The organism is Variovorax sp. LjRoot84, from assembly GCF_964254305.1.
In the GTDB taxonomy this organism is placed as follows: Bacteria; Pseudomonadota; Gammaproteobacteria; order Burkholderiales; family Burkholderiaceae_C; genus Variovorax.
Window position 1 is genome coordinate 380,562 of the sequence record NZ_CAXUTE020000001.1, and the last position, 22,620, is coordinate 403,181.

At 68.4% G+C, this 22,620-nt stretch carries 25 protein-coding genes; 18 read left to right on the top strand and 7 right to left on the bottom strand.

From position 1 onward, the window contains the following. Positions 1-124 precede the first annotated feature (124 nt). Positions 125-973, bottom strand: coding sequence for an IclR family transcriptional regulator (locus ACSQ9I_RS01960; RefSeq protein ID WP_436302502.1), 849 nt, complete (start codon positions 971-973; stop codon positions 125-127). Positions 974-1,164: 191 nt separating this feature from the next. Between ACSQ9I_RS01960 and ACSQ9I_RS01965 the strand changes: the two genes are divergently transcribed. The 7 genes from ACSQ9I_RS01965 to ACSQ9I_RS01995 are packed head-to-tail and all read left to right on the top strand — an operon-like array spanning position 1,165 to position 7,825. Further along, on the top strand, positions 1,165-2,247 hold the full coding sequence (locus ACSQ9I_RS01965; protein ID WP_436312098.1) for an ABC transporter ATP-binding protein: 1,083 nt from the start codon (positions 1,165-1,167) through the stop codon (positions 2,245-2,247). Then, positions 2,244-3,092, top strand: a complete 849-nt coding sequence (locus ACSQ9I_RS01970; RefSeq protein WP_093104227.1) for an ABC transporter permease — start codon at positions 2,244-2,246, stop codon at positions 3,090-3,092. Before ACSQ9I_RS01965 ends, ACSQ9I_RS01970 begins: the two co-directional genes overlap by 4 nt. 4 nt (positions 3,093-3,096) lie before the next feature. Next, entirely contained in the window at positions 3,097-3,891 is a 795-nt protein-coding gene (locus ACSQ9I_RS01975) for an ABC transporter permease (RefSeq protein WP_093104226.1), read from the top strand. Continuing rightward, positions 3,888-4,190 carry a (2Fe-2S)-binding protein gene (locus ACSQ9I_RS01980; protein ID WP_436312099.1) on the top strand — a complete coding sequence of 101 codons (303 nt, stop codon included), beginning with the start codon at positions 3,888-3,890 and terminating at the stop codon, positions 4,188-4,190. Before ACSQ9I_RS01975 ends, ACSQ9I_RS01980 begins: the two co-directional genes overlap by 4 nt. Then, positions 4,187-5,584 carry an FAD-dependent oxidoreductase gene (locus ACSQ9I_RS01985; RefSeq protein WP_436312100.1) on the top strand — a complete coding sequence of 466 codons (1,398 nt, stop codon included), beginning with the start codon at positions 4,187-4,189 and terminating at the stop codon, positions 5,582-5,584. The genes ACSQ9I_RS01980 and ACSQ9I_RS01985 overlap by 4 nt, the downstream gene beginning before the upstream one ends. After that, the gene (locus tag ACSQ9I_RS01990; protein WP_436312101.1) at positions 5,581-6,723 is read left to right on the top strand and encodes an NAD(P)/FAD-dependent oxidoreductase; all 1,143 of its coding nucleotides are present in this window, start codon (positions 5,581-5,583) and stop codon (positions 6,721-6,723) included. Before ACSQ9I_RS01985 ends, ACSQ9I_RS01990 begins: the two co-directional genes overlap by 4 nt. A 34-nt stretch (positions 6,724-6,757) precedes the next feature. Further along, the gene (locus ACSQ9I_RS01995; protein WP_436312102.1) at positions 6,758-7,825 is read left to right on the top strand and encodes an ABC transporter substrate-binding protein; all 1,068 of its coding nucleotides are present in this window, start codon (positions 6,758-6,760) and stop codon (positions 7,823-7,825) included. Positions 7,826-7,915: 90 nt separating this feature from the next. On the opposite strand, the gene ACSQ9I_RS02000 is transcribed toward ACSQ9I_RS01995, so the two are convergent. Further along, the gene (locus ACSQ9I_RS02000) at positions 7,916-9,544 is read right to left on the bottom strand and encodes a GMC family oxidoreductase (protein ID WP_436312103.1); all 1,629 of its coding nucleotides are present in this window, start codon (positions 9,542-9,544) and stop codon (positions 7,916-7,918) included. A gap of 196 nt (positions 9,545-9,740) precedes the next feature. Here ACSQ9I_RS02000 and ACSQ9I_RS02005 point away from each other — a divergent pair, with 196 nt between their 5' ends. Genes ACSQ9I_RS02005 through ACSQ9I_RS02025 form a run of 5 tightly spaced genes read left to right on the top strand, consistent with a single transcriptional unit; the run spans position 9,741 to position 13,982 of the window. After that, on the top strand, positions 9,741-10,910 hold the full coding sequence (locus ACSQ9I_RS02005) for an MlaE family ABC transporter permease (protein WP_436312104.1): 1,170 nt from the start codon (positions 9,741-9,743) through the stop codon (positions 10,908-10,910). Positions 10,911-10,965: 55 nt separating this feature from the next. Beyond that, complete coding sequence (locus tag ACSQ9I_RS02010) at positions 10,966-11,811, top strand: ABC transporter ATP-binding protein (RefSeq protein ID WP_436312105.1); 846 nt, start codon at positions 10,966-10,968, stop codon at positions 11,809-11,811. A gap of 5 nt (positions 11,812-11,816) precedes the next feature. Further along, on the top strand, positions 11,817-12,803 hold the full coding sequence (locus ACSQ9I_RS02015) for an MlaD family protein (RefSeq protein WP_436312106.1): 987 nt from the start codon (positions 11,817-11,819) through the stop codon (positions 12,801-12,803). An 11-nt stretch (positions 12,804-12,814) separates the two neighbouring features. Then, positions 12,815-13,495 (top strand): ABC-type transport auxiliary lipoprotein family protein, encoded by a 681-nt coding sequence (locus ACSQ9I_RS02020; protein WP_244503790.1) that lies wholly within the window; start codon positions 12,815-12,817, stop codon positions 13,493-13,495. Between the two features lie 22 nt (positions 13,496-13,517). Further along, on the top strand, positions 13,518-13,982 hold the full coding sequence (locus ACSQ9I_RS02025) for a metallophosphoesterase family protein (protein WP_436312107.1): 465 nt from the start codon (positions 13,518-13,520) through the stop codon (positions 13,980-13,982). Here ACSQ9I_RS02025 and ACSQ9I_RS02030 read toward each other — a convergent pair. Beyond that, on the bottom strand, positions 13,979-14,635 hold the full coding sequence (locus ACSQ9I_RS02030; protein WP_093104212.1) for a MarC family protein: 657 nt from the start codon (positions 14,633-14,635) through the stop codon (positions 13,979-13,981). The genes ACSQ9I_RS02025 and ACSQ9I_RS02030 overlap by 4 nt on opposite strands. Then, positions 14,635-15,381 carry an SDR family oxidoreductase gene (locus tag ACSQ9I_RS02035; RefSeq protein WP_436312108.1) on the bottom strand — a complete coding sequence of 249 codons (747 nt, stop codon included), beginning with the start codon at positions 15,379-15,381 and terminating at the stop codon, positions 14,635-14,637. Before ACSQ9I_RS02035 ends, ACSQ9I_RS02030 begins: the two co-directional genes overlap by 1 nt. 71 nt (positions 15,382-15,452) lie before the next feature. Between ACSQ9I_RS02035 and ACSQ9I_RS02040 the strand changes: the two genes are divergently transcribed. The 3 genes from ACSQ9I_RS02040 to ACSQ9I_RS02050 are packed head-to-tail and all read left to right on the top strand — an operon-like array spanning position 15,453 to position 17,657. Continuing rightward, the gene (locus ACSQ9I_RS02040) at positions 15,453-16,073 is read left to right on the top strand and encodes a 2-hydroxychromene-2-carboxylate isomerase (protein WP_093104209.1); all 621 of its coding nucleotides are present in this window, start codon (positions 15,453-15,455) and stop codon (positions 16,071-16,073) included. Positions 16,074-16,075: 2 nt separating this feature from the next. Next, on the top strand, positions 16,076-16,759 hold the full coding sequence (locus ACSQ9I_RS02045; RefSeq protein ID WP_436312109.1) for a dienelactone hydrolase family protein: 684 nt from the start codon (positions 16,076-16,078) through the stop codon (positions 16,757-16,759). A gap of 28 nt (positions 16,760-16,787) precedes the next feature. Continuing rightward, the gene (locus ACSQ9I_RS02050) at positions 16,788-17,657 is read left to right on the top strand and encodes an amidohydrolase family protein (RefSeq protein ID WP_436315695.1); all 870 of its coding nucleotides are present in this window, start codon (positions 16,788-16,790) and stop codon (positions 17,655-17,657) included. 9 nt (positions 17,658-17,666) lie between these two features. Here the strand turns inward: ACSQ9I_RS02050 and ACSQ9I_RS02055 are convergent, their stop codons facing one another. Next, positions 17,667-18,626: a LysR family transcriptional regulator gene (locus tag ACSQ9I_RS02055; protein ID WP_436312110.1), complete on the bottom strand. Its 960-nt coding sequence runs from the start codon at positions 18,624-18,626 to the stop codon at positions 17,667-17,669. A 107-nt stretch (positions 18,627-18,733) separates the two neighbouring features. Between ACSQ9I_RS02055 and ACSQ9I_RS02060 the strand changes: the two genes are divergently transcribed. Continuing rightward, positions 18,734-19,087: an alpha/beta hydrolase gene (locus ACSQ9I_RS02060; RefSeq protein WP_436312111.1), complete on the top strand. Its 354-nt coding sequence runs from the start codon at positions 18,734-18,736 to the stop codon at positions 19,085-19,087. 200 nt (positions 19,088-19,287) lie between these two features. After that, positions 19,288-19,656, top strand: a complete 369-nt coding sequence (locus tag ACSQ9I_RS02065; protein WP_436312112.1) for a DUF4148 domain-containing protein — start codon at positions 19,288-19,290, stop codon at positions 19,654-19,656. 56 nt (positions 19,657-19,712) lie between these two features. Here the strand turns inward: ACSQ9I_RS02065 and ACSQ9I_RS02070 are convergent, their stop codons facing one another. Together ACSQ9I_RS02070 and hemB are read right to left on the bottom strand one after the other, a co-directional pair. Continuing rightward, on the bottom strand, positions 19,713-20,849 hold the full coding sequence (locus ACSQ9I_RS02070) for a magnesium transporter CorA family protein (protein ID WP_436302514.1): 1,137 nt from the start codon (positions 20,847-20,849) through the stop codon (positions 19,713-19,715). A 17-nt stretch (positions 20,850-20,866) separates the two neighbouring features. Then, positions 20,867-21,871, bottom strand: coding sequence for a porphobilinogen synthase (gene hemB / locus ACSQ9I_RS02075; protein WP_436312113.1), 1,005 nt, complete (start codon positions 21,869-21,871; stop codon positions 20,867-20,869). A gap of 320 nt (positions 21,872-22,191) precedes the next feature. Here hemB and ACSQ9I_RS02080 point away from each other — a divergent pair, with 320 nt between their 5' ends. Further along, a complete protein-coding gene (locus ACSQ9I_RS02080; protein ID WP_093104196.1) occupies positions 22,192-22,620 on the top strand; it encodes a CopD family protein in 429 nt (142 codons plus the stop codon).

Consider the following 22,620-nt stretch of genomic DNA (forward strand, 5'->3'; position numbering starts at 1 on the left):
TCGAAGACAGGAGGGGCATCAATATCCGCCACGCAGGGCCGGTTGCATAGCAAAAAAACGGAAAGACTTGATGCGCAACTGGAATGGCATGCGGTCCAGGGTATGGCGTTCAGGGGGCGTCAGGTCATTCCTCCGGTGCATGACCGATCCGCTGCGCCGCGGGCGAACTCGCCAGGCTTTGCAAAGGCCGGCGCAGTGTCGCGTCGAAGGGATTGATCTTCGGGCCGATGGCCGCGGCTTCGCGCTTGAGCAGCTCCACCACCGTGGGCATGCGGTCGGCGTTGAGCCGGTCGGCGATGGTGCCCACGCTCAGCGCGGCCACGGCGCGGCCCTCGCGGTCGCAGATGGGCACGGCCACGCCGGCCATGCCTTCGAGCAGGCCGGTGCTGCGGCCCGCATAGCCGGCCTGGCGCACGCGTTCGATCTCGGTTCGCAGATAGACCTCGTCGTAGACGCCGTACTCGCGCACGCGCGACAGGTTGAAGCGGATCACCTCTTCGCGCTCGGCCTCTGGCAGGAAGGCCAGGATCGCGAGCGCGCCCTGGCCCACGCCCAGCGCGATGCGCCCGCCGACGTCGCCGGTGAAAGAGCGGATCGGAAAAGGCCCCTCGCTGCGGTCGAGGCACACCGCATCGAAGCCGCTGCGCGCCAGCAGAAAAATGCTGTCGCCCAGGCTGGCACACAGGCGCAGCAGCACCGGGCGGCACAGGGAGCGCAGGTCTCCCGGGTTGCCGGCGTGCGCCGCCAGCGCAAAGAAGTCGATGCCGAGGCGGTACAGCTTGCTGCGCGCGTCCTGTTCGACCATGCCTTCGGCCAGCAGCGACTGCAGCAAACGGTGCGTGGTGGCCTGGGTCAGACCCACGGCGCGTGCAATCTCTGTCACGCGGCCGCCTTCGGCCTGCACCGCGGCGAGGGCCCGGATCACGGCGAAGACGCGCGGCACGCCGCTGGTGGATGGGGAAGGGGTGCTCATGCCGTGCCGGGTGGAATGTTGTCCGGCCAGTCTACGCCATAAATTCCATTGAACGGAATAAATAAGAAAAAGATTCTGATTAATGAAATACCCTGTGTGGTCTGGCGCGTTCGTTGCAATAGAGTGAATCGACTCCAACGAAAGACTTCAGTTGCTGCCCCATCGGGGTGCGCCCCACGAAAGGCCTGTTCATGTCGTTTCTCAAGCTCACCGAACTGACCAAGTTCTACGGCGGCACCTGCGCGGTGTCGGCCATGAGCCTCTCGGTGGAGAAAGGCGAATTCGTTTCGCTGCTGGGGCCTTCGGGCTGCGGCAAGACCACCACCCTGCAGATGGTGGCGGGCTTCGAGGCGGTGAGCAGCGGCCGCATCGAGCTGGCCGGGCGCGACATCACGCACGTCAAGGCCAACACGCGCGGCCTGGGCATCGTGTTCCAGACCTATGCGCTGTTTCCGCACATGACGGTGGCCGACAACGTGAGCTTCGGCCTCGAAATGCGCAAGATGCCGAAGGCCGAGCGGCGCGAGCGCGTGGCGCAGGCGCTGGCCCTGGTGCACCTGGAGGCACATGCCAACCGCTACCCGCGCGAGCTTTCGGGCGGCCAGCGCCAGCGCGTGGCATTGGCGCGCGCCCTGGTGATCGAGCCGCCGGTGCTGCTCTTGGACGAGCCGCTGTCCAACCTCGACGCCAAGCTGCGCGAGGAGATGCAGTTCGAGCTGCGCCAGATCCAGCGCAAGGTGGGCACCACCACGGTGATGGTCACGCACGACCAGAGCGAGGCCATGTCGATCAGCGACCGCGTGGTTGTGATGGAAGGCGGCTGCGCGACGCAGATCGACCATCCGCACCGGGTCTATGAACATCCGCGCACCCGCTTCATCTCCACCTTCGTGGGCAAGGCCAACCTGCTCGCCGGGCGCGTGGTGGCGAACGGGACCCGCAGCCGCGTTGACCTGGGGCCGCTCGCTGTCGACGTGGACGACGCGGGCTTCCACGCCGGTGCGCAGGTGCTGCTCAGCGTGCGGCCGGAAAAGCTGCAACTGGTGGACGCGGGCCGCGGCCGCTTCGACGGCACGGTGCGCGAGCGCTTCTTCCTCGGCAGCCAGTGGCTCTACGCGATGACGACGCCGGTCGGCGAACTGATGGTGCTGTCGCCCAACGACGGCCGGCCCGCGCTGGACGAAGGCCACGCCGCCGGCATCGCCTGGCCCGACCACTGCACGCGCTTGCTGCCCGCCGAAGAGGGCGCGGCTGCCCAACGGGTGGCCGCATGAAGAAGGCGTCGCCCTGGTGGCTGTCCGGGCCGGCGCTGCTGCTGTTCGCCGCGCTGCTGCTGGTGCCGCTGGTCCTGACCGCGGTGCTGTCCTTCAACGTCTACGACCCGGCCACCGGACCCCGGGCCGGCGAGTTCACGCTGGAGCACTACACCCACGTCTTCACCGACGCCTACTACCACGGCATCTTCTGGCGCACCTTCTGGATCTCCGGCCTGGTGGCGTTGATCTGCGTGCTCGTCGGCACCCCCGAGGCCTACGTGCTGAGCCGCATGCGCAACCCGTGGCGCTCGGTGCTGCTGCTGGTGGTGCTGGCACCGCTCTTGGTATCGGTGGTGGTGCGGGCCTTCGGCTGGAGCATGCTGCTCGGGCCGGAAGGGCTGGTCAACGGCACGCTGCGAATGATCGGCCTCGGCCCGGTGAAGATGCTCTACACCGAGACCGCGGTGGTGATCGCGCTGGTGCACGTGATGCTGCCCTTCATGGTGATCCCGGTCTGGACCTCGCTGCAGAAGCTGGACCCGGGCGTCGAGAACGCTGCGCTCTCGCTCAAGGCCTCGCACTTCACCACGCTGCGCCGCGTCGTGCTGCCGCAGGTGATGCCGGGCGTGTTGTCGGGCAGCCTGATCGTGTTCGGCCTCTCGGCCAGTTCCTTCGCCATTCCGGGCCTGCTCGGCGGGCGGCGCCTCAAGATGGTGGCGACGGTGGTCTACGACGAGTACCTGCACGAGCTCAACTGGCCGCTCGGCGCGGCGATCGCGCTGACGCTGCTGGCGGCCAACCTGGTGGTGATGCTGAGCTACAACCGGCTGGTCGAAGGCCGCTACAAGAAGGCGCTGGGGTAGGGCCATGAGCAAGAACGGCCCCCTCGCCCTCGCGTTCAACGCGCTCGTCATCGCCTTCATGCTGGCGCCGCTGCTGGTGGTGTGCATCGTCGCCTTCACGCCCGAGAACACGCTCACCATCCCGACCACGCGCTTCTCGCTGCGCTGGTTCGAGGCGGTGTTCGCGCACCCCGACTTCATGCAGTCGTTCTGGAACAGCCTGTGGCTGGCGCTCGCCTCGGCGACGCTGGCCACGCTGCTGGCGGTGCCGGCCGGCATGGCGATCACGCGCTACGACTTCGCGGGGCGCGACTTCCTGAACGGCCTGTTCCTCTCGCCGCTGATCATTCCGCACCTGGTGCTCGGCGTGGCGCTGCTGCGCCTGTTCGCGCTGGTCGGCGGCACCGGCAGCTTCGGCTGGCTGGTGCTGGCGCATGCGCTGATCGTCACGCCCTACACGCTGCGCCTGGTGATCGCCGCGCTGGTCGGCTTCGACCGCAGCGCCGAGCAGGCCGCGTTGTCGCTCGGCGCGAGCCAGGCCACGATGTTCCGGCGCATCACCTTGCCGATGATCCTGCCGGGCGTGACCGGCGGCTGGATGCTGGCCTTCATCAACAGCTTCGACGAGGTGACCATGTCGATCTTCGTGACCGCGCCCAGCACCGTAACGCTGCCGGTGCGCATGTACATGTACGCCACCGAATCCATCGATCCGCTGATGGCCGCGGTGTCGGCGCTGATGGTGGCGGTGACGGCCTGCGCCATGGTGCTGCTCGACCGCGTCTACGGGCTGGACCGCGTGCTGGTGGGGCGCCGATGAGCAGCACCAGCAAAGCACTTCTGCACCGCGTGGCCGAGGCTGGCCGCGCTGCCGTGGCCTTCACGCTCGACGGCCAGCCGGCCCGGGCCCTGGCCGGCGACACCGTGCTCACCGCGGTGCTGACCCAGTGCGGCCAGCTGCGCCGCAACGAGTTCAGCGGCACGCCGCGCGCCGGCTTCTGCATGATGGGCGCCTGCCAGGACTGCTGGATCCTGACGGCGGATGGCGCTCGGCTGCGCGCCTGCTCCACCTTCATCGAGGCCGGCATGGCATTGCTCACCGGCGGGGAGCCTGCATGACGGCAGAGGCCTTGCTGCAACCCGTGATCGTCGGCGCCGGCCCGGCCGGCGTGCGCGCGGCCCAGGCCCTGGTCGCGCACGGCCTGCGGCCGGTGCTGATCGACGAAGCCGGCCGTGCCGGCGGCCAGATCTACCGCCGGCCGCCGGCGAACTTTCAGCGTTCCCCCGAGACCCTGTACGGTTTCGAAGCAGCGCGCGCCACCGCCGTGCACGCCGCGCTGGACGGGCTGCAGGACCGCATCGACTACCGGCCCGACAGCCTGGTGTGGAACGCCCAGGGCGGCCTGCTCGACGTGCTGCACGGCCCGAGCCGCACGACGCGCAGCGTGCCCTACCGCCAGCTCATCGTGGCGACCGGCGCGACCGACCGCGTGCTGCCCGTGCCCGGCTGGACGCTGCCCGGCGTGTACACCTTGGGCGGCGCGCAGGTGGCGCTCAAGTTCCAGGGCTGCGCGATCGGCCGGCGCGTGGTCTTCATGGGCACCGGCGCGCTGCTCTACCTGGTGGCCTACCAATACGCGAAGGCCGGCGTCGAGGTCGCGGCCGTGCTCGACTCCGCCCGCTTCGCCGACCAGTTCGCGGCCGTGCCCGCGATGCTTTCGCAGCCGGCCGTGTTCCTCAAGGGCCTCTATTACGTCGCCTGGTTGCGTGCCCGCGGCGTGGCGCTGCATGGCGGCGTCCGGCCGCTGCGGGTGCTGGGCGATGCGCGCGTGAGCGCCGTCTCCTGGCACGACGGCAGGCGCGAACAAACGCTCGAATGCGACGCCGTCGGCTTCGGCTATGCCTTGCGCTCCGAAACGCAGCTGGCCGACCTGCTGGGCTGCCGCTTCGCCTTTGCGCCGATGCAGCGCGCGCATCTGCCCGAGCGCGATACGGCCGGCCGTTCCAGCGTGGCCGGCGTCTACCTGGCCGGCGATGGCGCCGGCATCATGGGCGCCGATGCGGCCGAATGGGCCGGCGAGCGCGCTGCGCTGGCCCTCCTGGCCGACCGCGGTGTGAAGGTGGATGCCGCGCGTGCGCAAGTGTTGGAGCGCAAGCTCGACAAGCTCAAGAGTTTCCGCGCCGGTTTGGAACGCGCCTTTCCCTTTCCGCAGGACTGGGCCTCCCATGCGCCCGACGCGCTGGTGGTGTGCCGCTGCGAGAACATCACGGCCGGCGAGCTGCGCGATACCGTGCGGACCTGCGGCGCCGACGAGATGAACCGCCTCAAGGCCTTGTCCCGCGTCGGCATGGGCCGCTGCCAGGGCCGCATGTGCGGCGCGGCGGCGGCCGAAATCCTCGCGCACGCGAGCGGCCGGCCGCTCGCGCAGGTGGGCCGGCTGCGCGGACAGGCGCCGATCAAGCCGATCCCGATCCAGTTGGCGAGCGCGCCGGCCGAAGGAGCGGGCGCATGAAGCAAACGCTGAAGACCGACGTGGCCATCGTCGGCGGCGGCATCGTCGGCGCCTCCGCCGCGCTGGCGCTGCGGCGCATGGGGCTGCAGGTGGCGCTGCTGGAGCGCGACTTCTGCGGCTCGCGCTCCAGCGGTGTCAACTATGGCGGCGTGCGGCGCCAGGGCCGGCCGCTCAACCAGCTGCCGCTGGCGCAGCGCGCGCATCGCATCTGGGGCCGGCTGCCGGAACTGATCGGCACCGACGGCGAGTACCTGCGCTCCGGCCATTTCAAGATCGCGCGCAGCGAGGCCGACCTGGCCTCGCTGGAGCACTACCGCGAGGCCAGCCGCGACTTCGACCTCGGCCTCGAGCTGCTGTCGGGTGCGCGCATGCGCGAGCGCTGCCCGTGGCTGGGCAGCCGCGCGGTCGGCGGCTCGCTGTGCGCGGAGGACGGGCAGGCCAATCCGCGCCTGGTGTCGCCGGCCTTCGCGCTGGCGGCCCGGCGCGCGGGCGCGCAAATCTTCGAACGCACGCCGCTCGACGAGGTGGCGCATGACGGCGAGGCCTTCATGCTGCGTTCGGGAAACGCGCTGGAAGTGCGCGCGCCGGTGATGCTCAACTGCGCCGGCGCCTGGGCCGGTGCCATCGCCAGCCGCTTCGGCGAGACGGTGCCGCTGCAGTCCAGCCATCCGGCGATGGCGGTCACCGAGCCGCTGCCCTATTTCATGGACTGGAGCCTCGGCGTGGAAGGCGGCGGCGTCTACTGCCGCCAGGTGAAGCGCGGCAACCTGGTGCTGGGCGGCGGCGCCGGCGTCGCGCTCGACGCCGACCGCGCGCGCTCCGGGCGCGAGGCCATCGCCGCGCTGTCGGTGCAGGCGATCGAGCTGCTGCCCGCGCTGCGCCACGCCAGCTTCATCCGCACCTGGAGCGGTACCGAGGGCTACCTGCCCGACCGCCAGCCGGTGCTGGGCCTGAGCGCGACCACGCCGGGCCTGATCCACGGCTTCGGTTTTGCCGGCGCCGGCTTCCAGATCGGCCCGGCCGTGGGCGAGGTGCTGGCCGAACTGGCGCGCGACGGGCACAGCAGCACGCCCATCGAAGCCTTTGCCATCGAACGTTTTCTTTCCGTCGAAGCCGCCGTGCCCGCAACGGCTCATTGAAGTCTCCCTGACCCCACTCCCAAAGGAACCCACCATGTCCCGTTCTCGCCAACCCCAATCGATCCGCCGTGCACTCCTCGCCGTGGCCGCCGCCGCGGCGCTGGCCGCGAGCGGTGCGGCCAGCGCCCAGACCAAGACGCTCTACATCGGCATGAACGGCGGCACCATGGAGAAGGCCTACACGCAGTACGTGTTCCCGGCCTTCGAGAAGGCGAACAACGTGAAGGTGGTGGTGGTGCCCGGCACCTCGTCGGACATCCTGGCCAAGGCGCAGGCCAACAAGGACCGGCCGCAGATGCACGTGATGTTCCTCGACGACGGCATCATGGTGCGCGCCATCGGCATGGGCTTGTGCCAGAAGCAGCGCCCGAGCGCGGCGCTCAACGACATCTATCCGGCGGCCCGTTTCAAGGACGACATGGCGAGCGGCGTCAGCCTCGGCATGACCGGGCTGGCCTACAACAAGAAGATGTTCGCGGAGAAGGGCTGGGCCGCGCCCACCTCGTGGATGGACCTGGCCGACCCGAAGTTCAAGGGCAAGGTGGTGTTCCAGTCGATGTCCTCCTCGTCCTTCGGCCTGCACGGCTTTTTGATGTTCAACCGCATCCAGGGCGGCAACGACAAGAACGTCGAGCCCGGCTTCAAGGCCTGGCCCACCACCATCGGCCCCAACGTGCTCGAGTACATCCCCAGCTCGGCCAAGATTTCCGAGATGGTGCAGACCGGCGAGGCCGCGCTGTTCCCGCTCACGCCCACCGCGGTGGCCGCGTTGAAGACCAGGGGCATCCCGGTGGAGTACGCGCAGCCCAAGGAGGGCTCGGTGGTACTGATGGTGGGGCAGTGCGTGATCGCCAACAACAGCGAACCCGAGCTGGCGCAAAAGCTGGCCGAGTTCCTGCTGAGCCCGCTGGCGCAGGCCAACGTGCTTCAGTTCGGCAGCCAGGTCCCGACCAACCCCAAGGCGCCGGCGGTGGGCGAGGGCGCGGCGCAGGTGGCCGAGATCAACAAGTGGATGAAGAACGCCGTGACCATCGACTGGGACAGCATCAACGCCAATCGGCCCGCCTGGAACGCGCGCTGGAACAAAACCATCGAAAGGTAACGGCCCCCCGGCTTGCCACTTCGTGTGCTTCGCCACCCCCCGAGGGGGAGGCCCGGCCGCCTTGGGGCGGCCCGGCGGCGGCCGGAAAGTTCAGCGCGCCGGCTCGAGGATCCAACCCGCCGCCTTCTCCGCCATCATCAAGGTCGGGCTGTTGGTGTTGCCGCTCGTGATGGTCGGCATCGCGCCGGCATCGACCACGCGCAGGCCTTCGATGCCGCGCACGCGGAGCTTCGAATCGAGCACCGCCATCGGGTCGCCGTCGGCGCCCATCTTCGTGGTGCCGACCGGATGGAAGATGGTGGTCGCGATGTCGCCGGCCAGGCGCGCGAGCTCCTCGTCGCTCTGGTACTGAAGGCCCGGCTTCCATTCTTCAGGCGCGTACTTGGCGAGCGCCGGCTGGGCCGCGATGCGGCGCGTGACGCGCAGCGAATCGGCCGCCACCTTGCGGTCTTCGTCGGTACTCAGGTAGTGCGGCGCGATCGCGGGCGCGTCCTGGAAGCGGTGGCTCTTGATGTGCACCGTGCCGCGGCTGGTCGGGTTCAGGTTGCACACGCTGGCGGTGAAGGCCGGAAAGGCGTGCAGCGGTTCGCCGAAGGCATCGAGCGAGAGCGGCTGCACGTGGTATTCGAGGTTCGGCCATTCGTGCTCGGGCGAGCTGCGCGTGAAGGCGCCGAGCTGCGAGGGCGCCATGCTCATCGGGCCGCTGCGCTTCCACAGGTATTCGAGGCCGATCTTTGCCTTGCCCCAGGAGGAGGAGGCGAGCACGTTGAGCGTGGGCGCGTCCTTGATCTTGTAGACCGCGCGGATCTGCAGATGGTCCTGCAGGTTGGCGCCGACGCCCGGCGCATCGAGCACGACGTCGATGCCATGCTGGCGCAGCAGCTCGGCCGGCCCGACGCCCGAGAGCTGCAGGATCTGCGGCGAGCCGATGCTGCCCGCGCAGAGGATCACTTCGCGCGTCGCATGCGCCAGCACCATCTCGTGGCCGTCCCACACCTGGGCGCCGGTGCAGCGCCGGCTGCCGTCGGGCCGGGTGTCGATGACGAGCCGCGAAACCTGGGCGCCGGTCCAAAGCTCGAAGTTGGGGCGGCCGTAGCAGGTCGGGCGCAGGAAGGCCTTGGCCGTGTTCCAGCGCCAGCCGTTCTTCTGGTTGACCTGGAAATAGCCCACGCCTTCGTTGCTGCCGCGGTTGAAATCTGTGCTGTGCGGCACGCCGGCCTGCACCGCGGCCTCGGCGAAGGCATCGAGGATGTCCCAGCGCAGGCGCTGCTTCTCGACCCGCCATTCGCCGCCGGCGCCGTGCAGCTCGTCGGCGCCGAGGTAGTGGTCCTCGTGCTTCTTGAAGGCGGGCAGGACCTGGTCCCAGCGCCAGGTGTCGTCGCCGGTGAGCGCGGCCCACTGCTCGTAGTCGCGCGACTGGCCGCGCATGTAGATCATCCCGTTGATGGAAGACGATCCGCCCAGCGTCTTGCCGCGCGGATAGCGCAGCGTGCGGCCGTTGAGGCCGTCGTCGGGCTCGGTGCTGTAGAGCCAGTCGGTGCGCGGGTTGCCGATGCAGTAGAGGTAGCCCACCGGGATGTGGATCCAGTGGTAGTCGTCCTTGCGGCCGGCCTCGATCAGGAGCACGCGGCATTGCTTGTCGGCTGAGAGGCGATTGGCCATCAGCGCGCCGGCGGTGCCGGCGCCGATGACGATGTAGTCGAAGGTGGTGTCGCTCATTCGCGCCTTGTTTGTCTGTCTCTGGTCGTTCTTGTGAAGGGTGCTGCAATGCGGCACCGAACGGTCGATTGTGGCAAACGCCCGTGCCTTGCGTCGATGGCCTACGCGAACGGGCGCCGATCGGGCGGTTTGCTGCAGACGCACACGGTTACGATGTTGCGTCCTCCATCTCGCAGACCGCCCGCCCGCTCCATCCATGTCGATCGCATCGTTGCCGACCGCCGACGCGCAAAACGCAGACCGCTTGCGTCCGCGCGTCGAGCAACGCGACGGGGAGGGCGGCAACTGGGCCGTCGCCAGCGGCTGCTGGACCGCGCTCTCGATGTCGTCGCGGCGCACCTGGGAGGCCCTGGCGAAGAATCTCGATGCCGTGCCGCCGCAGGACGACCGGGCCTGGGACCTGCGCCCCGTCGAGCAGCTCGACCACATCGGCGCCCAGCTGCTCTGGAACCACTGGCGCCAGGCCTGGCCGGCGCGGCTCGAAATGGACTCGCAGCACAAGGCCGTGCTGGACCAGGTGGCGCAGTACACCTGCAGCGCGCCGGCGGAGCCCGGCAAGACGCTGGCCGAGCATTTCCACGATTTCGCCCACAACGGCGCGCGCATCATGATGGTGGCGCGCGATTTCCTGGCGCTCGTCGGCCAGCTCACGCTCGACGTCGGCACGCTGCTGCGCGCGCCGCACCGTGCGCCCTGGCGCGACTTCTCGGGCCATCTCTACCATTTCGGCGCCACCGCGCTGCCCATCACCGCGCTGGTGGGCCTCTTGATCGGCGTGGTGCTGGCCTACCTGACCTCGCAGCAATTGCGCCAGTACGGCGGCGAAGCCTTCATCGTCAACATCCTCGGCCTGTCGCTGATCCGCGAACTCGGCCCGGTGCTCGCGGCGGTGCTGATTGCGGGCCGTTCGGGCTCGGCCATCACCGCGCAGATCGGCGTCATGCGCGTGACCGAGGAGCTCGATGCCATGCGCGTGATGGGCATTGCGCATGGCTTCCGGCTCGTGATGCCGCGCGTGCTGGCGCTGGCGATCGCGATGCCGCTGATCAGCATGTGGACTTCGGCGGCGGCCCTGTTCGGCGGCATGGTCGCGGCCGATCTCACGCTGGACATCTCGCCGGCCTATTTCCTGTCGGCGCTGCCGCGCGCGGTGCCGATGACCAACATCTGGCTCGCGATGTCCAAGTCGGCCGTGTTCGGCGTCCTGATCGCGCTGATCGGCTGCTACTACGGCATGAAGGTGAAGCCCAACACCGAAAGCCTCGGCCGCGGCACCACCTCCTCGGTGGTGGCCTCGATCACGGTCGTGATCCTGGTCGACGCGCTCTTCGCTGTGCTCTTCAAGGGCGTGGGGTTCAGGGCATGAGCCGCCGGGCCGCTCCCAAGGCGAATACCGCAGCGCGCAGCGCGGGGGTTGTCCAATGAGCGAAGATCAGAAGACCAACATGGTCGAAATCCGCAAGCTGTGGACCGTCTTCGAGTCGCCCGAGGGCGACCAGGTGGTGCACCGCGACCTCGACCTCACGATCCGCAAAGGCGAGGTGCTGTCGCTGGTGGGCGGCTCGGGCACCGGCAAGACCGTGCTGCTGCGCCAGATCCTGGGACTCGAGCGGCCTTCGAAGGGCGAGGTCTCCGTGCTCGGTCATCCGCCGGGCCGGCTCAGCGCTACCGGCGCCGCCAACGTCGGCATGCTGTTCCAGCACGGCGCGCTGTTCTCGGCCTTCAGCGTGCTCGACAACGTCGCGTTCCCGCTGCGCGAACTCAAGCTCCTGCCCGACGACCTGATCCGCGATGCCGCACTGGTCAAGCTGCAGATGGTCGGGCTCGAGCCGCAGCAGGCGACCAAGAGTCCGGCCGATTTGTCGGGCGGCATGATCAAGCGGGTGGCACTGGCGCGCGCGCTGATCATGGATCCGCCGCTGCTCCTGCTCGACGAGCCCACCGCCGGCCTGGACCCCGAAAGCGCCGACGGCTTCTGCGACCTGTTGCGCGGGCTGCATCGCGAACTGGGGCTCACGGTGGTGATGGTCACGCACGACCTGGACACGCTGTTCGACCTCAGCACCCGCATCGCGGTGCTGGCCGACCAGCGCGTGATCGTCGCCGGCACGGCACGCGACGTCATCGCCTACCCGCATCCCTTCATCCACGAATACTTTCTCGGCGGCCGCGGCCAGCGCGCCATGGAGGCGCTCCACGAAGGCGTGCCGCCCCCGACCGTCTCGGGGCTTGCCGGCGCCGGCCGGACCCCACTCACTGAAAGGTAGCTGCCATGGAAAACAAGGCCCATGCCATCGCCGCCGGCGCCTTCGTGCTCGGCCTGATCGCCGCGATCATCGCGCTGGTGGTCTGGTTCACGCGCGACAACACGGTGCGCAACATCTACGAACTCTCGACCCGCGACCCGGTGAGCGGGCTGCAGCCGCAGGCGACGGTGCGCTACCGCGGCATCGCCGTCGGCAAGGTCACCTCGATCGACTTCGATCCCAAGGTGAAGGGCAATGTGCGCGTGCGCATCACGGTCGACGAGCGCGTGCCGCTCACGACCTCGAGCTATGCCACGCTGAGTTACCAGGGCGTGACCGGCCTGGCCTTCATTGCGATCGACGACAAGGGCGAATCGCAGGTGGCGCTCACGCCGAACAACGACGATCCACCGCGCATCCCGCTCAAGCCCTCGGTGCTGGCGCAGCTGCAGGACCGCGGCGAGGCCATCATCAACCAGATCGACGAAGTGACGAAGAAGGCCAACACGCTGCTGGGCGACGACAACCAGAAACGCATCGCCGACGCGCTGGAAAACATCGCGCAGGCTTCGGCCAGCGCCAACCAGCTCACGCGCTCGCTCGACAACACGGTGAAGAACGGGCTCAACCCGACGCTGGCCACCTTGCCGCCGCTGGTGGACCGCACGAGGGACACCATGGCTTCGCTCAAGACGGCCGCCGGCGACGTCTCGCGCGTGGCCAACAACTTCAACGGCACCGTGAACCGGCTGAATGCGAAGGACGGCCCGATCGACCGGTTGGGCGACGGCACCAAGTCCCTGGCGCAGGCGGTCGACTCCTTCAACAGCGCCACGCTGCCGCGCGTGAACCGCGTCGCCGAGGACACCTCGCGCGCGGTGCGCCGCCTCGGCCGCGCGGCCGACGGCATCAACGACAACCCGCAATCGCTGCTGTTCGGCAGCGGCGGCGTGGTCGCCGGGCCGGGCGAGCCCGGATTTTCCGCGCCGGCCGCCGCGCCGGCGCGGCCTTGAAAGTGACGACCATGAACGACGTACTCCAGAACATGGCCGCTCGCGCAGCGCGGGCGCGCCTCTCGGCCGTCGCAGGCATCGCCGCCGTGCTGCTGGCGGCGGGCTGCGGCGCCTTGCCCGACAAGCCCGCTCGCGCCACGCTCTACGACTTCGGCCCCAACCTCGCCGCATCCACGGCGCCGGCACCTGTCAATCCGCACGCGCTGCCGCTCATCGCGCTGGCCGAGATCGAGGCCGGCACGCGGCTCGAGGGCACGCAGCTGCTCTACCGCCTGGGCTATGCCGATGCCAACCAGCTGCGGCCCTATGGCCAATCGCGCTGGAGCCTGGCGCCGGCGCAGCTGTTGCACCAGCGCCTGCGCGACGCGCTGGCCGCGCGCCGCACCGTGCTCGGTCCGGAAGAGAGCGCCACCATCGCGCGCAGCGAGGGCAAGGTGCCCGACACGCTCAGGGTGTCGCTCGAGGAATTCAGCCACTACTTCGAATCGCCGACCCGCAGCGTGGGCTTGGTGCGCCTGCGCGCGACCCTGATCCGCAGCAATGCCGGCGGCGACCGCGTGCTCGCGCAGCAGAGCTTCATGGTGCAGCGGCCCGCGCCGAGCGCCGACGCGCCCGGCGGCGTGAAGGGGCTGGCAGCGGCGAGCGATGCGGCGGTGGCGGAACTGGTGACATGGGTGGACCAGCCCCGCTGAGTAGAGGCTAGAGGCCGCCCGCATGCACCGCATCGGTCTCATCTCCGACACGCATGGCCTGCTGCGGCCCGAGGCGCTCGCGTTCCTGCGCGGTTGCGAGCACATCGTGCATGGCGGCGATATCGGCGATGCGAACATTCTCGAAGCGCTGGCCGCCATCGCGCCGCTGACGGCGGTGCGCGGCAACAACGACCGGGGGGCGTGGGCCGAGGCGGTGCCCGACACGGCGCTGGTCGAGCTCGGCGGCCTGCGCCTCTACGCGATCCACGATCTCGCGCAGCTCGACATCGACCCGGTCGCCGCGGGCGTGCGGGTGGTGGTGTCCGGGCACTCGCATCGGCCGCGGACCGAAGAGCGCGATGGGGTTCTCTATGTCAATCCCGGCAGCGCCGGCCCGCGCCGCTTCAGGCTGCCGATTTCGGCGGCGGAGCTGAAGATCGATGACGGCGTGGTCACGCCGCGCATCGTCGAACTGGTGAAGGGCTAGGGCGCGCGCGCGAGCGCCGGAAACAGCGTGCCGAGCCCGTCGGCCATCACCTCGACCGCCAGCGCCGCGAGGATCAGGCCCATCAAGCGCGTCATCACGTTGATGCCGGTCTTGCCGAGCACGCGTGCGATCGGCTCGGCCAGCGAGAAGGTGAGGCCGGTCGCCAGCCCGATCACCATGCCGTAGCCGACCAGCACCGCGAGCTCCCAGAGGTGCTGCGTCTTCTCGGCATAGATGACCACGGTCGACATGGTGGCCGGCCCGGTCAGGAGCGGAATGGCGAGCGGCACCACCGCGATCGAGGCGCCCAGCGAGGCCTTCACTTCCGTGGCCCGGATCTCCTCCTTGTTGGTCTTGGATTCGGCCGGCTGCGCGTTGAGCATGCTGAGCGAGCTGATCAGCAGCAGCATGCCGCCGCCGACCTGGAAGCTCGCGATCGAGATGCCGAAGAAGGACAGCAACTGAAGCCCGAGCAGCGCGCAGACCGCGATGACCACGAAGGCGCTGAAGGCCGACACCCACGCGGTGCGTTTGCGCTGGGCCTCGGTATAGCCCTGCGTGTAGTGGATGAAGAAAGGCACGATCGCCAGCGGATTCACGATCGCCAGCAAAGTGATCATCGGCTTGACCAGGTCCATCGTCGGTGTTGCCATCACCTTCCGCCTGCCACGTCGAGAAAGGTGGCCGTCACATAGCTCGCTTCTTCCGACAGCAGCCACACGATGCCGTTGGCGACCTCCTGGGCGCTGCCGGTGCGCTTCATCGGCACGGTGGGGGCGAGCTGGGCGGCGCGGTCGGGCAGGCCGCCGGAGGCGTGGATCTCGGTGTCGATCAGGCCCGGTCGCACCGCGTTGACGCGGATGCCTTCGTCGGCGACCTCCTTGGCCAGCCCGATCGTGAAGCTGTCGATGGCACCCTTGCTGGCCGCGTAGTCGACGTACTGACCCGGCGAGCCCAGGCGCGCGGCGGCGCTGGAGAGATTGACGATGGCGCCCCCGCTGCCGCCATGCTTCGTGCTCATGCGCCGCACCGCCTCGCGTGCGCAGAGGAAGCTGCCGATCACGTTGATGCGCAGCATGCGGTCGAGCCGCGCCACGCTCATCTGGTCGACGCGCGCCTGCACGTCGACCACGCCGGCGTTGTTGACCAGCGCCGTGAGGCGGCCGAACTTCGCATCGACTTTCTCGAACATCGCGAGCACCTGCGCCTCGTCGCCGACGTCGGCCTGCACGCTGATCGCGCGGCCGCCGCCGTCGCGGATCGTGCGCACCACCTCGTCGGCGGCCAGCGAGTTGCTGGCATAGTTGACGGCCACCGCGAAACCGCGCTGTGCGGCCAGCAGTGCCGTCGCGGCACCGATGCCGCGGCTGCCGCCGGTGATCAAGAGCACCTGGTCCAAATCCCACCTCCTGCACGAAAGCCGTGCCTCAGTTAAAACCGTGCGCACGATTACATCATCGGGAGCGGCTTGTGACCCACACCATCGACTACTACTTCACGCCCCAGAGCCCCTGGGCCTACCTGGGGCATGCGCGCTTCGCTGCGCTCGCCAAGTCCAACGGCGCCACGGTGCGGGTGCGGCCGGTCGATCTCGGCGCCGTGTATCCGGTCTCGGGCGGCCTGCCGCTCGGCAAGCGCGCACCGCAGCGCCAGGCCTACCGGCTGCTGGAGCTGGCGCGCTTCTCGCGCCACCTCGACATTCCGTTGAACCCCAAGCCCAAGTTCTTTCCGGTCGCTGCCGACGACGCGGCGAAGCTCATCATCGCGGTCGACCTGCACGACGGCACCGAGGCCGCGATGAAGCTCTGCGGCGCGGTGTTCGCCGCGGTCTGGGTGCAGGAGCGCAACATCGCCGATCCCAAGGTGCTTGAAGTGCTGGTCGGCGAATGCGCCTTGCCGGCCAAACGATGCGAGCAGTCGCAAAGCCAGACGGTCCAGGAGCGCTACGAGGACTACACGCAGCAGGCCATCGACGCCAAGGTGTTCGGTGCGCCGAGCTACGTGATCGACGGCGAGATCTTCTGGGGCCAGGACCGGCTGGATTTCGTCGAACGCGCATTGATTCAACAACCATCCACCTCAGGAGCATGACCATGGGCCAGTTCATCGATCTCACCGCCAAAGACGGCTTTGGCTTTCCGGCCTACGTGGCGGAACCCGCGGGCAAGCCGAAGGGCGCGATCGTCGTGGTGCCGGAAATCTTCGGCGTCAACTCGCACATCCGATCGGTGGCCGACGGCTATGCGGCCGACGGCTATCTCGCGGTCTCGCCCTCGACCTTCCATCGCGTCAAGCCGGGCGTCGAACTGGGCTACAGCGACGAGGACATGAAGGCCGGCTTCGAGCTCAAGACCGCCGTCGAGGCGCTGCCGGCACCGGGCGTGCTGCAGGACATCCAGGCGGCGGTGGAATACGCGGCCCGTGCCGGCAAGGTCGGCATCGTCGGCTACTGCTGGGGCGGCCTGCTCACGTGGCGCGCATCGGCGAAGGTCTCCGGCCTCGCGGCGGCGACGCCTTACTACGGCGGCGGGATGACGGCGCCGGAGGAGAGCGCGATCCAGCCCCAGGTGCCGGTGCTCGCCCATTTCGGCAACAACGACCACTGGATTCCGCTCGACACCATCGAGGCCTTCAAGAAGGCCCACCCGGAGGTCGAGGTGCATGTCTACGAATCCGGCCACGGCTTCAATTGCGACCAGCGGGGCTCGTACAACGCCGAGGCCGCCAAGCTGGCGCGCGAGCGCACGCTGGCCTTTTTTGCGAAGCACGTCGGCTGAGCGGGGGCATGGCGTGACGCGGCATCTGATGCGTTGGGTGCCGGCCTTGCTGGCGGCTGCCGCGTTCGGCGCGCAGGCGGCCGACTACGGCGGCGCGCTGTTCGACACCCACCTGCACTACAACCAGGAAGCCTGGGATGGCGACTCCGGCCCGTACCCGCCCGCCGAGGCCCTGGCGCGCATGCAGCGCAACGGCGTGAAAGCCATCATCGCCAACTCGCGGCCCAACGCCGGCACGCAGACGCTGGCCGCGGCGCGCGAGACGCGCGAGGCCGGCGTGACCGTGGTGCCCTTCGTACGGCTCTACCGCAACCGCGACGACTACGGCAACTGGTTCCGCGACGAGAGCATCTACGAGATGGTGCAGGCGGAACTGGCGCGCGGCACGGCAAGCGGGCCCTACCGGGGGCTGGGGGAGTTCCATCTCTATGACAGCGCCAACGCCAACGGGCCGGTCGCGAGGAAGCTGATCGTTCTGGCGGAAGAAAAGAAGCTCGCGGTGCTGGCGCATGTCGACGACGTCGCGATCGATCTGCTGATGGCGCACGCGCCGTCCAAGGGAAAGTCGCTGCGGCTCATCTGGGCCCACACCGGCATCGGCGGCGCGCCGGTGGCGCGCGTGCAGGCGCTGCTGGAGCGCTATCCGCTGCTGATGGGCGAGCTCTCCTACCGGCCGGGCCTCACCTGCGAGGGCGGCACGCTGTGCCCCGAGTGGCGCGCGTTGATCCTCAAGTATCCGGAGCGTTTTCTGGTCGGCTCCGACACCTGGGTCAACCAGCGCTGGAGCGCCTACGACGAGATCATGGGCGGCTATCGCCGATGGCTGGGTGACGTGCCGCCCGAGGTGGCGCAGCGCATCGCGTGGGGCAACGCGGCGGCGCTGTTCGGTCTGCGCTGAACCCTGTCGTCAGGCGCTCACCGGCTGACGCATCCGCCTGGCAGGCTTGACGGCGGCCATCTCGGGAGGAGCCAGCGCCGCTGCCGACTTCCGCACGCGGTCCTCGAGAAAATCCAGCAGGGCGCGCAGCGCCGCGCTGTTGTGGCGGCGCTGCGAATAGGCCGCGTAGAGCCACAGGTCGCGCGGCATGTATTCCTTCAGCACCGGCACCAGCGCGCCGCGCTCGACATGCGACTGCGCCATCATCGCCGGCACGCACACGGCACCGAGTCCGGCGAGCGCGGCGCCGATCAGCGGCGCGGCATCGTTGGCATCCATGCGGCTTTGCACCGGCACGATGTAGGGCTTGCCGTCGACCTCGAAGGGCAGGTGCGGCGCGCCCTCGGCGAGCGAGTAGGTCAGCACGTCGTGACTGCGCATGTCGTCGGGTTTCTTGGGCAGGCCGCGCCGCGCCCAGTAGGAAGGCGCGGCGCACAGCACCAGGTCCATCTGGCGCAGGCGCCGCACGATCAGGTTCTCGTCGCGGATACGCCCGAGGCGCAGCGCGATGTCCACGCCTTCCTCCACCAGATCGATCACGCGGTTGCTCAGGTGCAGGCTCACATGAACGTCGGGATAGGTCTTGATGAACTCGCTCAGGATGTCCGGAACGGCGCTCTGGGCGAACCCGTGCGGCGCCGTGATGCGAAGCCGCCCGCGCGGATGGCCCGCATGTTCCTGCAGCTCGCTCTGCGTGAGCTCGACCATCTCCATCAGCGGCTTGCTGCGCTCGAGCAGCAGTTGGCCGGCATCGGTCAGGCTGACCGAGCGCGTGGAGCGGTTGAGCAGGCGCACCCCGAAGCGCTCTTCGAGCTGAGCGACGTATTTGCTGACAGTGGCCTTCGAGGTGCCCAACACCTTGGCTGCGCGGGAGAAGCTGCCGCGTTCGGCAACTTCACGAAAGGCTTTCAGCAGGTCCAGGCCGTCCATCGGGCTTCCATTGTTTCAATTTCGTGAATGCGGTGGTTCAGAAAGCCAAGGGTTTTTACCTAGATTCAGGCGCAAACTTCATCCCACACCAACCAAAGGAGATTGAAATGAAGACCTCGAAGATCATCGCCGCCGCCGCTCTCTCGATTCTCGCCGCTGCCGGCGCACAGGCCGAAACCTATGACGGCGTGCACTCGCTGGTGTCGGCCAGCAGCCGCGCCGAAGTGACTGCCCAGGCGGTCGTCGCCGCCCGCAGCGCAAACCCGTATGCCGAAGGCTACGTCGCGGGCCCCGCGACGGTTCTGGTGAGCGCTCGTGACCGTGCCGAGGTTCGCGCCGAAGCCGTGACCCATGCCCATCGGCCGAACCAGAACGTGCGCCGCGAATCCTTCGCCGGCAGCGTGATTCCGTCGCAGTTCTCGAACCCGCGTTTCGTGACGACGCGCCAAGCCGGGCTGTAATTCGCCAGCCCGCGCGACGAGCGACAAAGCCGGGCCATGCGAGAGCATGGGCCCGGCTTTTCATTGTTTCGATCCCGGAAACGCGGTGTCTCTTTTCTAGGTAATTTCCCGAGGTCATTCCACCGGAAACTTCGTCGCACAGGCCAGCCATCCCGCGAGCCTGGTTAGCAACCACTCCGACGAATTCCAAAGGACCTGAAATGAAGACCTCGCAAATCATCGCCGCCGCCGCTCTCTCCCTTCTGGCCGCTGCCGGCGCCCAGGCCGAAAGCTACGAAGGCGTTCAAAAGTCGGTGTCGGGCATGAACCGCGCCGACGTCGAAGCCGAAGCCGTCCGTGCGGCTGCCGCTCCCAACCAGAACGTGACGCGCGGTTCGCGTGGCGCCGATCCCTTCACCTCGGTGGCCGATTCGGCGGCCGTGCGTGCCCAAGCCGTCGCCACGGCGAATGCGCCCGACCAGAACGTGACCAGCGGCTCGCGCGTCAACAGCCGCGTGATCTCGACCATGCCCAACCGCGCCGTCACGCTCCAGCAAGCGCAGAAGGAAGGCACCCCCGCGGCCAAGTAAATTCGCCGACCCCACAGAAGGACCGGGCAGCGCTAGTGCGCTGCCCGGTTTTTTGTTTATCTGCTTCGGGCCAGGTAGCGCTTGCGCCAGAACACGACCACCAGCAGCAGCGCGATCACGGCCATCGAGGCCATGGCGATCCAGAAGCCGTCGGCCTTGTGCACGAGCGGGATGAACTCGAAGTTCATGCCGAAGATGCCGGCAATCAGGTTGAGTGGAAGAAAGATCGCCGTGAGCGCCGTGAGCACCCGCATGATGTCGTTGGCGCGGTGGCTCTGCACGCTGAAGTGCATCTGCACGGCGGTCTCGGCGTTCTGTTCGAGCCGCCGCACGTGGTGCACCACGCGCTGGATGTGCTCGAGCACGTCGCGGCTGCGCACCATGATCAGTTCGCGTTCGCGCAACGCGGCCGCTCCTTCGGGCGGCGGCAGGGTTTCGAGCGCATCGATCCAGTCCTGGATGGCTGCGCGCTGGTCTTCGCAAATCTCGTCCAGGTGGTGCAGCGATTGGCGCGCATCCATCAGCGCGCTCCAGTTCGTGAAGCGGCTGCGGGGGTCGATCAGCTCGGCCTGCCAGTGGTCCAGCTGCCGCGTCAGCTCGCGCCGCAGGTCGAGGTAGGCGTCGACGATCAGGTTCACCACGCGCAGCATCAGATCGGCAGGATTCGGCGGCACGCGCGTGGAAACGGCGCGGACGTCGAGCGCCGGGGCAGCCGCACCGCCGCGCCCCTCCGAGGCCGCAGCGGCCAGCAGGCGGGCGGCAAAGGCATCGCGCACCGCGCCGTCTTCCGGATGGACGGACAGCAGCACGCGGTCGAAGACCGCAAAGCCGACCGGCCGCGTATCGACGCGCCGCAGCACCGGCGGGCCGCCGCGCGCCAGCGTCGGCTCGGCGCTCTTCGGCGCCGTGCCGTTGGCTGCCGCGAGCCGGCGAAAGACCAGCACGTCGTACTGCGAGGTGTAGTCGTAGTGCGAGGGCAACTGGTCGTTGACCAGGTCGGCCACATGGAGGTCGACCAGCTGGGTGCCGCAGAGCGACTGCAGGATGCCCTGCACCTCGGCGAGCGAGCTGCGGAATTCGTCCCGCGTGAGCGAGATCCACAGATAGCCGCTGGCGCAGGCGCCGGGCACGGCCATCGGCGCGAGCGCCTCGTGTTCGGTAATTCGCGAGCCGCTGATTTCGAAGACGCGCATGGTGCCCGACCGGTCCGCTACTGTTGCTGCAACAGCCGGGCGGTATCGAGCGCGAAGTAGGTGAGCACGCCGTCGGCGCCGGCGCGCTTGAAGGCCAGCAGGCTTTCGAGCATCACGGCATCGTGGTCGAGCCAGCCGTTCTGCGCCGCGGCCTTGAGCATCGCGTACTCGCCGCTGACCTGGTAGGCGAAGGTCGGGACCTGGAACGCGTCCTTCACCCTGCGCACGATGTCGAGGTAGGGCATGCCGGGCTTCACCATCACCATGTCGGCGCCCTCGGCGATGTCGATCGCCACCTCGCGCAGCGCCTCGTCGCTGTTGCCGGGGTCCATCTGGTAGACCTTCTTGTTGCTCTTGCCGAGGTTGGCGGCCGAGCCGACGGCGTCGCGGAAGGGGCCGTAGAAGGCGCTCGCGTACTTGGCGCTGTAGGCCATGATCCGCGTGTGGATCTGGCCGGCCGACTCGAGGGCGCTGCGGATCGCGCCGATGCGCCCGTCCATCATGTCGCTAGGCGCCACGATGTCCACGCCGGCTTGCGACTGCACGAGCGCCTGCTTGACCAGCACCTCGACGGTCGAGTCGTTCAGGATGTAGCCGGTGTCGTCGAGCAGGCCGTCCTGGCCATGGCTGGTGTAGGGGTCCAGCGCCACGTCGGTCATCACGCCCAGTTCCGGGAAGCGCGACTTGAGGGCGGCCACCACGCGCGGGATCAGGCCCTCGGGGTTGAAAGCCTCGTCCCCGGCCGGCGTCTTGAGGCCGGCATCGATCACCGGAAACAGCGCCATCACCGGGATGCCTGCCGCCACGCACTGTTCGGCGACCGGCAGCAACAGATCCAGGCTGAGCCGGTCAACGCCGGGCATCGAGGGCACGGCGTCGCGCCGCTTCTGGCCTTCCTGCACGAACACCGGGTAAATCAGGTCGTGAACGCTGAGCGTGTGCTCACGCACGAGATTGCGTGTGAAGGCATCGCGGCGCAGCCGGCGCGGTCGGCCCGCAGGAAAAGGAGCGTGGAGGGTCATGCGGAAAATTGTGCCTGAAGTGCCGGGATTGCCCTCTGATACAGCCCCTCGAGCGGTCTTTCCGCGGCTTCGGTGCAGTAATACGTTGGAACTATGTGTTCTGCCAATTCGGGGAAAAAGACTAGAACTCGCTTGATAGGTTGTAATGCCTTTGCTAAATTCCGCATTGGGCGGCTTGCCGCTCCCCGCTTTTCCTCCCTGAGCGGGTGCCTTGATGTGTGACAGCAAAAGGGCTTCCCAGCCCGGCGTTTTGACGCCGGGCTTTTTTTTTGCCCTTTCAATCGCCCTGCGCCAATGGGGCGCGCCACTAAACTGCCGCCATGCTCTGGGTCAAATCACTGCACATCGTGTTCATTGCGAGCTGGTTCGCGGGACTGTTCTATCTGCCGCGCATCTTCGTGAACCTGGCAATGGTGGCACCCGAATCCGTGGCCGAACGCGCGCGGCTGGTTCTCATGGCGCGCAAGCTGTTCCGGTTCACCACTTTCCTGGCCGTGCCGGCGCTCGGCTTCGGGCTCTGGCTCTGGCTCGGCTATGGCATCGGACGCGGTCCGGGCAACGGCTGGATGCATGCCAAGCTGGCTCTGGTGCTGCTTGCGATCGGCTATCACCATGCCTGCGGGGTGCTGCTGCGCAAGTTCGTCTCGGGCGCAGACCGGCGCGGCGAGCGCTGGTACCGCTGGTTCAACGAAGTGCCGGTGCTGCTGCTGCTCGGGATCGTGGTGCTGGTCGTGGTCAAGCCGTTCTGA